15 protein-coding genes are annotated in these 15,877 nt (G+C 62.8%); 5 read left to right on the top strand and 10 right to left on the bottom strand.

Translation table 11 applies throughout. The annotated features are described in order from the left end of the window. Positions 1–23 precede the first annotated feature (23 nt). Both ACWKV4_RS12340 and ACWKV4_RS12335 read right to left on the bottom strand, forming a co-directional pair. Entirely contained in the window at positions 24–1,193 is a 1,170-nt protein-coding gene (locus ACWKV4_RS12340) for a zinc-dependent alcohol dehydrogenase (protein ID WP_483832413.1), read from the bottom strand. Continuing rightward, a complete protein-coding gene (locus ACWKV4_RS12335; RefSeq protein ID WP_483832414.1) occupies positions 1,193–2,002 on the bottom strand; it encodes an SRPBCC family protein in 810 nt (269 codons plus the stop codon). The genes ACWKV4_RS12340 and ACWKV4_RS12335 overlap by 1 nt, the downstream gene beginning before the upstream one ends. A 179-nt stretch (positions 2,003–2,181) precedes the next feature. Between ACWKV4_RS12335 and ACWKV4_RS12330 the strand changes: the two genes are divergently transcribed. The 5 genes from ACWKV4_RS12330 (at position 2,182) to ACWKV4_RS12310 (ending at position 9,930) form a co-directional block, all read left to right on the top strand. Beyond that, the gene (locus tag ACWKV4_RS12330) at positions 2,182–2,715 is read left to right on the top strand and encodes a hypothetical protein (RefSeq protein ID WP_483832415.1); all 534 of its coding nucleotides are present in this window, start codon (positions 2,182–2,184) and stop codon (positions 2,713–2,715) included. A gap of 53 nt (positions 2,716–2,768) precedes the next feature. After that, complete coding sequence (locus ACWKV4_RS12325; protein WP_483832480.1) at positions 2,769–3,959, top strand: DUF2252 domain-containing protein; 1,191 nt, start codon at positions 2,769–2,771, stop codon at positions 3,957–3,959. Between the two features lie 70 nt (positions 3,960–4,029). Next, the gene (locus ACWKV4_RS12320; protein WP_483832416.1) at positions 4,030–6,600 is read left to right on the top strand and encodes a chemotaxis protein CheB; all 2,571 of its coding nucleotides are present in this window, start codon (positions 4,030–4,032) and stop codon (positions 6,598–6,600) included. After that, positions 6,578–8,842 carry a putative bifunctional diguanylate cyclase/phosphodiesterase gene (locus tag ACWKV4_RS12315; RefSeq protein ID WP_483832417.1) on the top strand — a complete coding sequence of 755 codons (2,265 nt, stop codon included), beginning with the start codon at positions 6,578–6,580 and terminating at the stop codon, positions 8,840–8,842. The genes ACWKV4_RS12320 and ACWKV4_RS12315 overlap by 23 nt, the downstream gene beginning before the upstream one ends. Positions 8,843–8,937: 95 nt before the next feature. Next, on the top strand, positions 8,938–9,930 hold the full coding sequence (locus tag ACWKV4_RS12310; protein WP_483832418.1) for a sulfate ABC transporter substrate-binding protein: 993 nt from the start codon (positions 8,938–8,940) through the stop codon (positions 9,928–9,930). Positions 9,931–9,941: 11 nt separating this feature from the next. Here ACWKV4_RS12310 and ACWKV4_RS12305 read toward each other — a convergent pair whose 3' ends face one another. The 8 genes from ACWKV4_RS12305 to ACWKV4_RS12270 are packed head-to-tail and all read right to left on the bottom strand — an operon-like array spanning position 9,942 to position 15,864. Then, positions 9,942–10,340 carry a hypothetical protein gene (locus ACWKV4_RS12305; RefSeq protein WP_483832481.1) on the bottom strand — a complete coding sequence of 133 codons (399 nt, stop codon included), beginning with the start codon at positions 10,338–10,340 and terminating at the stop codon, positions 9,942–9,944. A 14-nt stretch (positions 10,341–10,354) separates the two neighbouring features. Then, positions 10,355–11,545 carry a c-type cytochrome biogenesis protein CcmI gene (gene ccmI / locus ACWKV4_RS12300; protein ID WP_483832419.1) on the bottom strand — a complete coding sequence of 397 codons (1,191 nt, stop codon included), beginning with the start codon at positions 11,543–11,545 and terminating at the stop codon, positions 10,355–10,357. Next, positions 11,538–11,999 (bottom strand): cytochrome c-type biogenesis protein, encoded by a 462-nt coding sequence (locus ACWKV4_RS12295; RefSeq protein WP_483832420.1) that lies wholly within the window; start codon positions 11,997–11,999, stop codon positions 11,538–11,540. Before ACWKV4_RS12295 ends, ccmI begins: the two co-directional genes overlap by 8 nt. Continuing rightward, on the bottom strand, positions 11,996–12,532 hold the full coding sequence (locus ACWKV4_RS12290; protein WP_483832421.1) for a DsbE family thiol:disulfide interchange protein: 537 nt from the start codon (positions 12,530–12,532) through the stop codon (positions 11,996–11,998). The genes ACWKV4_RS12295 and ACWKV4_RS12290 overlap by 4 nt, the downstream gene beginning before the upstream one ends. Beyond that, complete coding sequence (locus ACWKV4_RS12285; RefSeq protein WP_483832422.1) at positions 12,529–14,493, bottom strand: heme lyase CcmF/NrfE family subunit; 1,965 nt, start codon at positions 14,491–14,493, stop codon at positions 12,529–12,531. Before ACWKV4_RS12285 ends, ACWKV4_RS12290 begins: the two co-directional genes overlap by 4 nt. Beyond that, a complete protein-coding gene (ccmE, locus tag ACWKV4_RS12280) occupies positions 14,490–14,933 on the bottom strand; it encodes a cytochrome c maturation protein CcmE (RefSeq protein ID WP_483832423.1) in 444 nt (147 codons plus the stop codon). Before ccmE ends, ACWKV4_RS12285 begins: the two co-directional genes overlap by 4 nt. After that, complete coding sequence (ccmD, locus tag ACWKV4_RS12275) at positions 14,930–15,106, bottom strand: heme exporter protein CcmD (protein ID WP_483832424.1); 177 nt, start codon at positions 15,104–15,106, stop codon at positions 14,930–14,932. The genes ccmE and ccmD overlap by 4 nt, the downstream gene beginning before the upstream one ends. Continuing rightward, on the bottom strand, positions 15,103–15,864 hold the full coding sequence (locus ACWKV4_RS12270; protein ID WP_483832425.1) for a heme ABC transporter permease: 762 nt from the start codon (positions 15,862–15,864) through the stop codon (positions 15,103–15,105). Before ACWKV4_RS12270 ends, ccmD begins: the two co-directional genes overlap by 4 nt. Positions 15,865–15,877 lie beyond the last annotated feature (13 nt).

Below are 15,877 nucleotides of genomic sequence, written 5' to 3'. Positions count from 1 at the left end.
CAGCGCAGCTGGCGAAGGCGATTTTACGGCCTGAACACTGCTCGCAGGCACTGGTCGCCTTTCTCCTTGAACAGCTTGTAACCCCCGGGGCTGTCCTCCAGGTCCATGGGGTGGGTAAGCATCCAGGAAGGGTCCAGCTTGCCTTCCAGAATCAGCTCGAACAGCCGGTTGGCATAGCGCTGCCCTGGCTGTTGCCCGGCCTTGATGGTCAAGGCCTTGTTGACTACCGCGCCCATGGGGAATTTATCCAGCAGGCCACCATACACGCCCACCACGGATACCGTGCCGCCCTTGCGGCAGGCGCGGATCGCCTGGCGCAACACCGTGCCGCGCTCGGTGTGCATACGCAACAACTGTTTGGTTTTGTCGTACACGTAATCCAGCTCGGTGCCATGGGCTTCCATGCCCACGCAATCGATTACCCGATCCGGGCCTCGGCCACCGGTAAGCTCCAGCAATGCCTGGTGCACATTGGTCGTTTCGTAATCAAGAGGGATGGCGCCGAGCTTGGTTTCGGCCAAGGCCAAGCGGTCGGGCAACCGGTCGATGGCGATGACGCGTTCGGCGCCCAAGACATAGGCGCTGGCGATTGCCATCAGGCCCACCGCGCCGCAGCCCCACACTGCCACTGTATCGCCAGGTTGGATATCGGCGTTATCGGCGGCGAAATACCCGGTAGGCGCGGCGTCGGACACAAACACCGCCTGCTCGTCTCGCACCCCTTCAGGGACCTTGAACAGGTTGGTGTCAGCAAAGGGCACGCGGATGTAGGTGGCATGGCTGCCGGCATAGCCACCGAACGCATGGCTGTAGCCGATAATGCCGCTACAGGGCTGGCCGTAAGCCATTTCCGTCACGCAGGGGTTGGGGTTGGAGTTGTCGCAGCAGGAGAAATCCTTACGGCGGCAGTGTTCGCACTCCCCACAGCCAATGATCGAGACGGTGATCACGCGGTCGCCTTTACGCACCGAAGACACCCGCGCGCCCACGTCCACCACCTCGCCAAGAAACTCATGGCCAAGAATATCGCCCGCATGCATGGTAGGCACATAGCCGCCAAGCAGGTGCAGGTCTGAGCCACATACCGAAGACAGCGTAACCTTGATGATGGCGTCCTGGGGGTTGAGCAGGGTTGGGTCAGGAACGGTGTCCACTTGCAAGTGGTTAGGGCCTTGCCAAGTCAGTGCGCGCATCAGCGAGTACCTCCTTCCAGGGTCTCGGTGGCTGGCGGCGGAGTGTCGCCACGGTCTGGGTGAATGAACAGAAAGTCCCGGGCACCGGCACGGGCGCGGCTCGTGGTGACTTCGCCGGTCTCCATCTGCTGCTTGAGGGCACGCAGCAGGTACAGCAGCGCCTTATGAGTGAAGCGGCTGATCATGCTGGCTACTGCGTAGCCCGCGGCACCCTTTGGTGGTTGAGTGGCCAGTACCAGTTTGATCTCGGTACCTTCACCCCGTGGCCCTTCAGTGAAACGGGCGTCGGCTTCGTGTTGCCATACCCCTTCGCCTGGGGTATTCCAGCGCAGAGCGCGGCCTGCGTCAGGCTCGCTCTGAATCAGGGTCCAGCTGTAGGTGCGATCGCCTGGGCCGCGCACGGTCCAGCGATAGGTGTTGTCCGCGGTTTGCTCAATGGAGTCGACCCAAGGGATCAACGGGCCGATATTGGCCGGGTCGCGGCACCAGGCGATCACGTCTTCCAAGGGTTTGTTTACGGTAATGCTGCGGCTGACTACCTTGCTGGTGGGCCAGCCGGTTTCGGCCTCCCACTCTTGCTCGAATGGGGTGTGAGTCATGGCGGCCTTAAGCTCGCAACGGCCCTTGTAGCCGCGCCAGAGGGTCCAGCCACCCATGGCCAGTTGGGCCAATCCGCCTATGCCGCCGGTACGCAGGCCATTGATCAGCAACGCGCCGCCGCCGGCCATGGACAGCACCCGCTCCGGTTTGCTGAGGTTCTCGCCGGTACTGCCGGCCTTGGTGGATGCGAGGGTTGGACGAATCGCCATGGCGTTACCTTCTTCTCAGGGGCTTTCTGGGAAGATTGGCGCATCCGGGCGACGTTCCATCGAGCACCGCATTTCCGGACGAAAGTACGCGGTAATGTGGCGCACCAATCGCTTGGCCTTGGGGTCTTAGCCACTGAGTATGAAGAATTTGTTTCGGCGATAGTCGAAGGAGCCGTGAAGTGAAGATTGCGTGTCTTGGGTGGGGCTCCCTTATTTGGAAACCGGCGGAACTGCCCGTGCAAGGCCAGTGGCACGCCAATGGCCCACACTTGCCCGTGGAATTCTGCCGGGTCGGCGAAACGGGCGAACTGGCCACGGCCCTGTGCGTGGACGCGGTACCCGTGCCGGTACTGTGGGCATGGCTGGCGCCCACCGACCTGGCCGAGGCCTGCGCGGCCTTGAAGGAGCGTGAAGGTATCCCAGCAGACCGCCATGATGGCGTTGGCAGCCTGCTGGTCACTGATTACCCCGCCGGCCCGCTCGTACGTTGGGCCAACGAGCAAGGCATCGAGGCGCTGATCTGGACCGCCTTGCCGCCACGCTTTGACAATGTAGAAGGCCGTGTACCTTCGGCCATGGGCACAGTGCGATACCTGTCCTCGCTCGAGGGTGAAACCCTTGAACACGCCCGAACCTATATGGAATCGGTGCCTGCACAAATCGATACTACCTATCGCCAAGTCATTGGCCAGCAGTTGGGATGGTCCGTTTGAATACTGTTAAGCCTCAGGCAAAACGCAAGAAATTCGCTGGGAAACAACCTTGCGTGGTCACCCCCTCCCCTTCAGAACGGCTCGAACCACTCACTGAGCTGCGCAACCTGAAGATGGCCCGCTCTGCCCACGCCTATGTGCGCGGCAGTACCGTGCAATTCTATGAATGGCTGCATAGCCAGCCGGGCCGGCGCTTGCCCAGTGGCCCACCGGTATGGATCTGCGGTGACTGCCACGCGGGTAATCTGGGCCCCACGGGCGACTCCCGCGGCCAGATTGACATTCATATCCGCGACCTGGACCAAACCGTGATCGGCAACCCGGTACATGACCTGGTGCGGCTGGCGTTGTCCCTGGCCACCGCCGCCCGCGGCTCGGACCTGCCCGGCGTAGCCACGGCCAAGATGCTCGAAGAAATGATGCGCGGTTACGAGCACGCGTTCGAGGGCGATGTGGACGAGGAGCCACAGCGCCCGGCCCAGGTAAAGGCCGGGATGCGCAGCGCGGTACAGCGCACCTGGAAGCACCTGGCCCATGAACGGATCGAAGACACTCGGCCTAGCTTCCCCTTGGGCAAGCACTTCTGGACGCTTTCCAAACCTGAGCGAGAGGCGCTGAAAACCCTGTGCGCTACGCCGGAACTTCACGCCCTGGTGACATCCCTCAAGGGCCGGTCCAAGGACGACAGGGTCGAACTGCTCGACAGCGCCTATTGGGTCAAAGGCTGTAGCTCGCTCGGGCTGCACCGCTATGCCGTGCTGCTGGGAGTAGGTGGGCGGAACGAACAGGATTATTGCCTGATCGACATCAAGGAGGCCGTGGCGGCCGCGGCCCCTCGGGCGACCCGCCTGCCCATGCCTCGGGACAATGCCAAGCGCGTACTGCAAGGCGCTCGGCAACTGTCGCCGGGGTTGGGCAACCGGATGATCGCCACCCGCCTGCTGGACCGGGGGTTCTTTATTCGCGAACTGTTGCCCCAGGACATGAAGCTGGAGCTTGACGAGCTTACGCCTCGGGAGGCCATGGAAGTGGCGGCCTACTTGGCAAGGGTGGTGGGCTTGGCCCACGCCCGGCAGATGGACCTGGCCACTCGTGCTGCCTGGATCAAAGAGCTGCAGCTCAATCGCACCCGCACCTTGGACGCGCCCTCGTGGCTATGGTCCAGCGTGGTACAACTGGTGGGTAAGCATGAAATGGGCTACTTGGAGCATTGCCGACGTTATGCCCTGGGCCACGATGCTTGATCCTGTTCTCGTAGAGACCGTCTGGCCCCTCATCGCACACGCGGGCTCATATCGCCCGTAGCAGCGGGGCTTGCCCGCGACCGGGTTCAACACAGCACTTATGCCGGTGCCGGTGCCGGTCGCGAGCAAGCTCTGCCGCTACCTGGGCATGCCGGTAGGCGCATGGAGCCTGGGGCTTGTGTATTCCCTGGGTCAAGCGCGCATACTGGCCGCCCCATGCCCGCAACAGGCGCCCCTCGTGAACACGCCCCAACACACCCCCGCGTCGCACGTGGACGCCGGCATTCAAGTAGTGGGCATAGGCGCCTCCGCTGGGGGGCTCAAACCCCTGGAGGCGCTGTTGCGCGCCCTGCCCTGTGATACCGGCATGGCCTTCGTGGTGGTTCAACACCTGTCGCCCACCCACCCCTCGCTGCTGACCGAACTTCTTGGGCGCTGCACGCAGATGGCCGTGAGGGAGGCACGCGAGGCTGACCCGTTGGTGGCTGACCGGGTGTATATCATTGCGCCTGGCTACGACCTCGTGCTCGACGGCAACAGGCTGCGCCGGGTGGAGAAAGTGATCGAAGGTGGCAGACACCTGTCGGTGGACAGGTTTTTCCGCTCGCTGGCCAGCGAGCGCCAGGCCCGCGCTATCGGCATTGTGCTGTCGGGCAGTGGCGAGGATGGCACCTTGGGATGCCAGGCGATCATCGAAGCGGGGGGGTATACCTTGGCGCAGTTGCCGGACGAAGCCCTGTACCGCAGCATGCCTGCCAGGGTTATCGCCGCCGGCCAGGCAACCACCGTTGCGCCTGTAGAACAAATGCCTACTTTGCTGTTGGAGCATCAGGGGGCTGGCCAGATCAACAAAGCTCATGGTTTCGATGAGATTATCCAGGCACTGCATCAGGCTACCGGCCACGATTTTACCCACTACAAACGCAGCACCATCGAACGGCGTATCGAACGGCGCATGGCCTTGCAGCGGATTACCGAGCAAGCCAGCTACGTTCAGTACCTCAAGGCCACGCCAGCGGAGCTGCCGTTGTTGTTCGATGAACTGCTGATCAACGTTACCGGTTTCTTCCGCGACCCTGAGGCTTTCGACACCCTCAAATACCAGGTACTTAAACCCCTGCTGGCGCATAAGCCGGATGGCTATGTGCTGCGCGCCTGGGTCGCGGGCTGTGCCAGCGGCGAGGAAGCCTATTCGCTGGCCATACTGCTGCTGGAACTGCGCGCCGAATTGCCTGGCACCTTTGACATCCAGCTCTATGCTACCGACCTGGACGCTGACGCTATATGCCTGGCGCGAGCAGGCCTATACCCTCTCGCTACCGAGCAGCAGGTATCCCCACCGCGGCTTCGTGCCTGGTTCAACCATGAAGAGAGCGGTTACCGGGTGAGAAGCGAATTGCGCAAGCGGGTGGTGTTCGCCGTACATAATGTAGTGAGCGACCCGCCCTTCACACGGCTGGACCTGCTGTGCTGCCGCAACCTGCTTATCTACCTGGGCCCACGGCTGCAACAGCAGGTCATCCCGGCGTTCCACTATGCCCTCAAGCCCAAGGGCGTGCTGTTTGTCTCTCCGTCCGAAAGCATCGGGCAACACGGCACACTCTTCACACCCCTGGACCGCCGCTGGAAGCTCTATGAGGCTATCAAGGCGCCACGGCCCGCGGCCTCCACTAACACCCAGTACACCCTGCACGCCACTATCAAGGAGCTACAACTGTCGAACGCGGAATATGACTCCACCAATGAGGACCTTCAGTCGGCAAACGAAGAGTTGCAGTCCACTATCGAGGAGTTGGAAACCTCTCGTGAAGAGCTACAGTCCGTCAATGAAGAGTTGATCACGGTCAACGCCGAACTCCAGGCCAAGGTCGAGCAACTGTTCGATATGCAAAACGATATGAAGAACTTGCTCGACAGCGTGAACGTCGGGGCAATCTTCCTGGATATGCAGCTGGGCATACGGCGGTTCACCCGTGAAGCCACGCATATTTACCGGCTTATCACCAGAGACATTGGGCGCTCGCTGCTCGACATCACCTCTCACTTGGTAAACACCGACCTTATCGAACCTGCCTGGGCAGTACTCGATACGCTGATTCCCTATGAATGCGAAGTGCACACCGCCCAGGGGCAATGCTTTCTGGCGCGGATCATGCCCTACCGCACCCTGGACAACGTCATCGAGGGCGTGGTGTTGACCTTCCATGACATAACCTCGCGCATTGCCACCGAGCGCTCGGTCGAAGCCGCCAGATCCCTGGCCCAAGCGGTGATCAATACCGTGCGCGAGCCGCTGCTGGTGTTGGACCCAAGCTTGCGGGTGGTATCGGCCAGCCAGTCGTATTACGAGATCTTCAAGACCAGCGAAGCACACACCCTCAACCGCCCGTTGCTGGAGCTTGGCTGCGGTGAGTGGAATATCCCCGCGCTAAAGGACCGGCTTCGAACTATCCTTGAACGAGACAGCAGTTTTACAGGCTTATGCATGGAGCAGCAGTTCGCCGCCGTTGGCCTTTTGCAATTGAGCCTGGACGGTCGGCGTGTAGTAGGTGACGGCATACGGCCGGATCTGATTTTGCTTGCGATGCAAATCAACCGTCGCTCACTACGAGGCCACGATGAAAAAAGCCCGCCCGCCTAAAACTGGCCTGAGCAAAAGTGACGAGCATGCCTTGGAGGGAGAGCTCGACGCCGTGCAACTGGGCACGCTGCGTGAACTGCAGGTATACCAGGTTGAGCTGGAAATGCAGAACGAGGCGCTGCGGCATATGCAGACCTCACTGGAAAGCTCCCGCGACCTGTATATGGACCTGTACGAGCGCGCACCGGTCGCGTACCTGAACCTTACCGAAAGTGGTGTCATTCAGGCCGTCAACCAGCGCGCCGAGCAACTGCTGGGCCTTGAGCGGAATGCGTTGGTCGGCAAACGCTTCGACCGCTGGGTTGCCCCCGATGACTTGGGCGCATGGACGGCCCTGTTCCTACGGGCCTGTCGGGACGCCGCCGCGCATGAAACCGGCTTGCGGGTGCTGCGCGGCATCCACGAAGCCCTGCCGGTGCATGTGGACTGTGTCCGCCACCTCGATGGCCAGCGTTTGGTGCGCCTGGCCCTCACCGACCTGAGCGCGCGTCAAGCAGCGGAAAAAAGCCTGGCCCTGGCGGCCAACGTGTTCACCCATGCCCACGAGGGCATCATGATCACCAACGCCAGTGGTGAGATCGTGGACATCAACCAGGCGTTCTGCACCATCACCGGTTACTCCCGAGCCGATGTACTGGGGCGCAACCCGCGACTGCTGGCCTCCGGCCTGACCGCCCGGGATGTATTCAACGACCTGTGGCGCGCGCTGACCTGCGAGGGCTTTTGGAAGGGCGAGCTGTGGAACCGGCGGCGTAACGGCGAGATTTTCGTGGCGGGGCAGACCATCACGGCCATTCATGACCCCGAAGGCCACGTACAACACTATGTGGCGCTGTTTACCGATGTCACTGAGCTGCGAGAACATCAAACCCGCCTGGAAACCTTTGCCCACTACGACGCCCTGACACAGCTGCCCAACCGTGTGCTGCTCGGCGAGCGCATGCAACAAGCCATGGCCAGGGCCCAACACGGCAAGCATATGTTGGCCGTGGCTTACCTGGACCTGGACGGTTTCAAGGCAGTAAACGATACCCATGGCCATGCCACCGGCGACCGGGTACTGGCGGCGGTGGCACAGCGAATGAAACACTCGCTGCGCGAAGGCTGTACGCTATCGCGCCTGGGCGGTGACGAATTCGTGATCCTGATTACCGAACTGGAACAGACCCACGACACCACCGCCATGCTCGACCGCCTGCTGGGCGCCGCTTCACGGCCCGTCGGGGTAGAGCGCCTGGAGTTGACCCTGACCGCCAGCATGGGGGTAACGTTCTACCCCCAAACCCGAGAAATCAGCGCTGACCAGCTGCTGCGCCAGGCCGACCAAGCGATGTACCAGGCAAAGGTAGGCGGTAAAAACCGTTACTGCTTCTTCGACCCTGAACATGAAATGGACTTGCGCCTGTACAACGCGCGGGTTGAACGCATTCTTACCGCGTTGCAGCGGCACGAATTCGTGCTGTATTACCAGCCCAAGGTCAACATGCGCAGCGGCGAGGTGCTGGGGGTCGAGGCGTTGATCCGCTGGCAGCACCCCGAGGAGGGGCTGGTGGCTCCCGACGCCTTTCTGCCCTTTATCGAAAATACCGAGCTGTCGCGCCAAGTGGGTGACTGGGTCATCGGCCGAGCCCTTAGCCAAGTGCAAAGCTGGGCGGCGCGAGGGGTTCACTTGCCCATCAGCGTCAATGTGGGGGGCTGGCAGTTGCAACAGGCTGATTTTGTAGGCCGCTTGGGCAAACAGCTGCAAGCCTGCCCGGATGTACAGCCCGGGATGCTGATGATCGAGATCCTGGAAACCAGCGCGCTGAAGGACATGGACCGGGTTTCAGAGACCATCTCGGCGTGCAAGGCCTTGGGCGTGGGCTTTTCCCTGGACGACTTCGGTACGGGCTATTCGTCCCTGACCTACCTCAAGCGGTTACCGGTGTGCCAGTTGAAAATCGATCAGACCTTCGTCCAGGGCCTGCTGGACGATGCTGACAACGTATCGATCCTGCTTGCGATCATCGGCTTGGCGCGCGCGTTCAAACAGGAGTTGATCGCCGAGGGCGTGGACACCGTCAACCACGGCATTCGGCTGCTGGAGCTAGGTTGTGAACTGGCCCAGGGCTTTTGCATCGCACGGCCCATGCCCGCTGACGCCGTACCAAAATGGGTGGCCAACTGGCGACCTTCTGTACGCTGGCGGCAGGTGGAGCCCTTGGAAATGACCCTTAGGGTTCAAGCCGATGGCAACAGCTGAAGTTTTGGCTATAAGCTCAGCACCTTTAGTAATTTCAGGGCCAGGGCCAGCTTGGCTATAGTCCGGGCACCTTCCCACGCAGCAAGGACCTTTTCGTGAAAAAACTGTTCACCGCTTCGCTGTTATGTGCCAGCGTGCTGCTGGCCAATGGCGCAAGCGCCGCGCCCACGCTGCTTAATGTGTCGTATGACGTGATGCGGGATTTCTACAAGGATTACAACACCGCGTTCCAGAAGCACTGGCAGGCCGAGCACAATGAGCACGTGACGGTGCAGATGTCCTTTGGCGGCTCCAGCAAACAGGCACGTTCAGTGATCGATGGCCTGCCAGCGGATGTGATCACCATGAACATGGCCACCGACATCAATGCCTTGGCCGACAACGGCAAGCTGGTACCGGACAACTGGGTCACCCTGTTGCCTAACCACAGCGCGCCTTTTACGTCAGCCACGGTGTTTATCGTGCGCAAGGGTAACCCCAAGCACCTCAAAGACTGGCCCGACCTGCTCAACGAAGGGGTTCAGGTGATCGTGCCCAACCCCAAGACCTCCGGCAACGGCCGCTATACCTACCTTTCGGCCTGGGCCTATGTGCTCAAGCACGGTGGTGACGACGCCAAGGCCCGGGACTTCGTGGGCAAGCTGTTCAAGCAGGCGCCCGTGCTCGACACCGGTGGGCGTGCGGCGACCACCACCTTTATGACCAACCAGATTGGCGATGTGCTGGTGACTTTTGAGAACGAAGCCGAGATGATCGCGCGGGAGTTTGGGCGTGATCAGTTCGAGGTGATCTACCCAAGCGTCTCGGCCGAGGCCGAACCACCCGTGGCGGTAGTAGAGAAGGTTGTGGCGAAAAAAGGCACCCAGGCCTTGGCCGAAGACTACTTGAAGTACCTATGGTCCAGCGAAGGCCAGACCATCGCAGCCAACAACTACCTGCGCCCACGGGACCCGGCGGTGCTGGCCACGTACGCTGACCGCTTCCCGAAGGTGGACTTTCTGCCCGTTGAACAGACCTTCGGGGACTGGCGCACGGTGCAGAAAACCCACTTCGCCGACGGCGGGGTGTTTGACCAGATCTATCCTTGAGCGATAGCCCTTTAAGGGTGCTGACGCCCCAGCCCTGGCGGCACACCGCTAGCGTCGGTGGTTTCCCAGGGCCCGACGGGGCTGGTGGCCCAACTCCAACCGTTGTTCCAGCGGTAGTAGGTACGCTGGCGGTAATACACGCTCGGTTGGTTATCCAGCACATACACCCCTAGGGCCTGGTCCCAGTGGCTCGGCCCGCCTGGCGGCGGCGCAAAGCTTGCCGAGGTACGCGGGGCCGCGGGTGCGGTAGGCGTTGGCACGCTGGCGGGCGGCTTGGGCGCCGGGGTGGGTGCTGGCGCTGGGGCCGAAGGAATAGGCGGCAAGGGGGCCTGTGAATCGGGGCGCTGGGAGCTACAGGCGCCCAGGCCTAGAGCCAGGGTGATCAGCATCAGGCGGGAAGCGGTGGTCAAGGCGTGCGGCATACTTAATTTTCCGGAGTGTCGATTGTCAGGCCATAGGTATTGGGTTCGCCCGCGGTAGGCTCACCGGCGCCGGTCCATTGGCCCTGGGTGGGCTCGCCGGAGCGGCTGATCCGAGCCATCACTTGGGCACCCTCGAAGGTCGATAGTTTCAGGCCGGGCTGCATGGCATCGGCGTCGCTGAGCGTGACCTCGGTGGGCAGGTCGCCCACCCGCAGCCGCTTGACCGCCAGCGGAATGCGCGGGCCATTGGCGGCACGGGCAAACACGAATACCGCATCATCCGGGCGGGCCAGCCGGACTACGGCCGGGGCAAGCCGCACGCTGATCCTGAGCCCATTGGCCACTGGCGCGCTGGCGCCCTGGCCTTGCAAGGCTTGGCGAGCACGATCGATGCCCGTTTGCAGCGCTGCCCGGGCTGGGTCTGTAGGTACCAAGCCGGCTTGCAGGCGCTGCCAGTAGGCAATGGCCGCGGCCCAGTGCTGGCCTTCGAACGCAGCAATGCCCAGCAGGCCCAGGCTGGTGCCTTCATTGGGGTTACCCGCCAAGGCTTCGTCCACTAACCCTTGAATGTGCGCCGACCATTGCCGGCCAGAGGCGAAGAACTCGGCCTGGGCCCATTGCCCCAACAATGCCGGAGGTCGCCCGGCCAGGCGCGCGGCGCGCTCGAACAGCGGCACCGCTTCGCTGGCGCGATTCTGAGTCATATAGGTACGGGCCAACATAAAGAGGGCGTCAGGCGCGTCGGGCTGCGCTTGCACGGTACGCTCCAGGCGGTCGAGCCTCTGTGCCGGGGTGGCTGCCGGCGTGGTCAGCTCACGGCTCAGGCGCACCCGGTCCAGGGCGCCGAATTGCAGGTACAGTGCAAGGGCCGCGAGGGGCACCAGCGCGGTGACCGCCCAGAGCATACCCCGCCCTCCCCTGTTGTACGCCGCTGGGGCGGCGTTGGCGGGTACGTCGGCCAGCAAGGCGCGAGCCGCCTCGGCCTCGGCTGCTTCCAGTGCCTGGGCATCCAGGGTGCCCGCCTGGTGCGCTTCACGCAGCGCCGCCAAGCGCTCGTCGTACACGGCAAGGTTGACCGCCGCGCGCGGCTCATCCCTATAGCGCCCCAGCCGGGCGCCGCGCAGCAAGGGCACTGCCAGTAGAGCCGCGGCAATCACCAGCAGCGCCAGCGCGGCGCCCCAGAAATCAATCATGGTTACGCCTTTTTAGTAAGTCCGCTAACTGCTGCTGCTCTTGGGTGCTCAAGGTATCGCCAGCGGGCAACGGCCGGCGCCTGCGCACCAAGGCCCAGCCCAACCCCGCTCCAGTGACCAACAACAGCCCAGGCCCTACCCAAAGCAACCAGGTACGGGCCTCGAAGGCCGGCTTGTAGCGTACGAACTCACCGTAGCGGGCCACCAGGTAGTCCACCACTTGTTGATCGGACTTGCCTTCAGTCAGTAGGCGATGCACTTCCCGGCGCAGATCCGCGGCGATGGGCGCATTGGAATCGGCCAAATCCTGATTCTGGCACTTGGGGCAGCGCAACTGTTGAGTCAGCGCGCTAAAGCGGGCCTGCTGCTCATCGTTATCGAAGGCATAGGTGTCGATAGCCGCGTGGGCCATGGGGGCAAGCGCCAAGGCCAGGGCCAGCAAAAGAGGCTTCATGGGGCGGTACCCTCTTTTAGCGCCTGATAGCGCGGCGCCAGCTCGTTGCGCCATATCTGATCGTTAACGATACCCACATGCTTGTAGACAATGTTGCCCTGGGCATCGATCAGGAAGGTCTCTGGCGCGCCATATACGCCCAGGTCCAGGCCCAGCGTACCCTCAGGGTCGCTAATGTTAAGCGTGTAAGGGTTGTGCAACTCCCGTAGCCAGCGCTGGGCGGCTTGGCTGTTGTCCTTGTAATTGATGCCGTGAATCCGCACGCCCTGGGCGGCCAGGCGTTCCAGGGTCGGGTGCTCAGCACGACAGGCCACGCACCAGGTGCCCCATACGTTGACCAAGGCAGGTGCGCCCAGCAGCGCGTCGCGGCCCAGCGGGCGGCCATCGTCCAGCGCGGCCAGGCTAAAGGCCGGAAAGGGTTTACCGATCAACGCCGAGGGCAGTTCGGTGGGGTCCAGGTACAGGCCACGGTAGAGCACCACGGCCAAGCCCAGAAACGCCAGCAGCGGAATCGCCAATAACCATCGCTTCATACGCCAGCCTCCCCGGCACCCTGGCTCGCGCGTTGGCGCAGCTTGGCCCGATAACGAGGGTCCAACGCCGCCAATACCCCGCCCAATGCGGTGAGCAGGCCACCGAGCCAGATCCAGCGCACGAATGGCTTGACCTGCAAGCGGATGGCCCAGGCGCCCTCTGGCAGGGGCTCGCCCAGCGCCACGTAAAGGTCGGCGAACACGCCAGGATCGATACCCGCCTCAGTCATTACCGAGCCTTGGGCTGCGTACAAGCGTTTTTCCGGGTGCAACACACTGACCGTGTGGCCATTGCGGCTGACTTCGACAATCGCCCGGTCCCCCGTGTAATTGGGCCCGCGCATGCTCTGGGTGCCGCGGAAAATAAAGGTGTAGCCGGCAACCTCGGCGCTGTCGTTGGGCGCCATGCGCAGGTCCCGAGCGGCGCTTAGCCCCGTGGTGAACACCACGCCCACTGCGGCGATGGCCAGGCCCAGGTGCGACAGTTGCATGCCCCAATAGGCCCGACGCAGCCGCGACAGGCTACCCGCCCCTTGATGGCGCAGCTTGTTGGCCAGGTCTCGAAGCCCGGCCAACACCACCCAAGCGGCCAGCAACACCACCGCCAGCAAGGGCCAGCGGTCCAGCCCGGCCAGCGCGCCCCACGCCGCGCACAGCAACACTGCCCCCAATAACACCGGGCCTAGCATTTTCAGCAGCCAGGCGCCGGGGGTTGCCTTCCAGCGCATCAGCACACCTACCCCCAGGGTGGCCAGCAACACCCCCATCAACGGCACGAACAGCGCGTTGAAGTAAGGCGGCCCCACTGACAGCCGGGCGCCGGTCAAGGCATCAAGTAGCAGCGGATACAAGGTACCCAGCAAAATCGTAGCAGCAGCCACCACCAGTAACAGGTTGTTGACCAGCAGCAGGCACTCGCGGGAGGCCCAGGTAAAGCGAGCATGGCTGCGCACCACCGGTGCCCGGGCAGCGAACAGCGCCAAGGAGCCCCCGGTCACCACCAGCAGGAAAATCAGAATGAACACGCCACGGGTAGGGTCGGAGGCGAACGCGTGCACCGAGGTCAGTACCCCAGAGCGCACCAGAAAGGTACCCAGTAGACTCAAAGAGAATGCAGCGATGGCCAGCAGCACCGTCCAGCTTTTGAACACACCCCGCTGCTCGGTCACCGCCAACGAGTGAATCAGCGCCGTGCCGACCAGCCAGGGCATGAAGGAAGCATTTTCCACCGGGTCCCAGAACCACCAGCCGCCCCAACCCAGTTCGTAATAAGCCCACCAAGAGCCCAGGCTGATGCCAAGCCCCAGAAAGCTCCAGGCCACCAGCGTCCACGGCCGCGACCAGCGGGCCCAGGCCGCATCCAGCTGACCACTGAGCAAGGCGGCGATGGCGAAGGCAAAGGCCACAGAGAACCCTACATACCCCATGTACAGCATGGGCGGGTGAACGATCAGGCCGAAATCTTGCAGCAGGGGGTTCAGGTCCCGGCCTTCCAGCGGCACCTGGGGCAAAATGCGGGCGAAGGGGTTGGAGGTGGCCAGCAGGAACAATAAAAAGCCACTGCTGATGATGCCCATCACGCCCAGCACCCGCGCCAGCATTGCCCCCGGTAACTGCCGCGAATACAGGGATACGGCGAAGGTCCAGCCGGCCAAAATAAGCGCCCATAGCAACAGCGAGCCCTCGTGCGCCCCCCATACCGCGCTGAACTTGTAATACCAGGGCAAGGCGCTGTTGGAGTTTTCAGCGACATAGGCCACGGAAAAATCATCGTGCAAGAACGCTAAAGCCAGGCAGGCGAAGGCGAACAGCAAAAACCCGAATTGCCCCCAGGCCGCGGGCCGCGCCACGGCCATCCAGGCGGGCAGGTTGCGCCACGCGCCGAGCAAAGGCAGCACGGCTTGGGCAAGGGCCAGGCAAAACGCCAAGGCAAGGGCCAGTTGGCCCAGTTCAGGCATCATGGCGTAGCTCCCAGGCGGCCGCTGTCTTTCAGGGCTTTGTTCACTTCCGGCGGCATGTAGTTTTCGTCGTGCTTGGCCAGCACTTCATCGGCACGCACGGCGCCGCTTGCGTCCACCATGCCCATGGCGACGATGCCCTGCCCCTCGCGGAACAGGTCCGGCAAGATCCCCCGGTAATGGATGGTCACTGAGTGGTTAAAGTCGGTGACCACAAAGCTTACGTCCAGGCTGTCGGCACTGCGCTGCAGCGAGCCGCGCTCAACCATGCCGCCGGCACGGATACGCTGCCCCACGGGCGCCTCCCCGGTGGCGATCTGAGTGGGGGTGTAAAACAGGTTAATGTTCTGTCGCAGGGCGCTGAGCGCCAAGGTAGCCGCTAGCCCCACCCCGGCCAGCAACGCCAGGATAATAAGCAAGCGGCGCTTGCGTACAAGGTTCATAGCCGCCCTCCCCGATTGGCTTGGCGCGCCGCGTGTGCACGCAGGCGCCGCCGGGCCAACAGGGGCACGGCTAGGTTCCAGGCCAGTACCAGCAGGCAACAACCATAGGCGGCCCACACGTACAGCCCGTGGCGGCCCATGGCGAGAAAGTCCGAAAAACTGGCAAAGCTCATGGCTTACCCTCTGGCATGGGCTCACCCTGGAGCAACGCCTGTGCCCAACGGCTGCGCGCTTCACGGCGTAGCACGTCCACGCGCATGCGCAGCAGTAAGACCCAGCCGAAGAACAGATAAAAGCCCGGCACGGTAAAGGCCAGGGGCAACCACATCTGCGCCGGCATGGCAGGCTTGGCGGTGAGGGTAAAGGTCGCCCCCTGATGCAGCGTGCTCCACCACACCACCGAGTACTTGATGATGGGCAGGTTGATAACACCCACGATGGCCAGAATCGCGCAGGCCTTGGCCGCGTTGTCCCGATTGCCGATGGCCTGGCCCAAGGCGATGACCCCGGCGTACAGAAACAACAGAATCAGCATCGAGGTAAGCCTGGCATCCCATACCCACCAGGCGCCCCAGGTGGGCTTGCCCCAGATCGCGCCGGTGACCAGGGCCAAGGCGGTCATGGAGGCACCGATGGGCGCCGCGCAGCGCAGGGCCACCTCGGCCAGCTTGAGTTTCCACACCAGCGACACCACCCCGGCCACGGCCAGCAGCAGGTAGCAGCTTTGAGCCAACAAAGCCGCCGGCACATGGATGTACAGAATGCGCACGCTATTGCCCTGCTGGTAATCCGGCGGCGCGAACGCAAGGCCCCAGGTAAACCCCATGAGCAGCAACAGCCCGGCCAGGCCGCCCAGCCAGGGCAGCCATCGCCCGGCCAGGGCATAGAAGCGCGGCGGCGACGCCAGGCGATGAAACCAGGCCCAGTTCATAGGCGGTGTAGGT

Source organism: Pseudomonas artemisiae (genome assembly GCF_057128685.1).
Note: the sequence above shows the minus strand (reverse complement) of the source record. Positions and strands in the feature narration are given on the sequence as shown.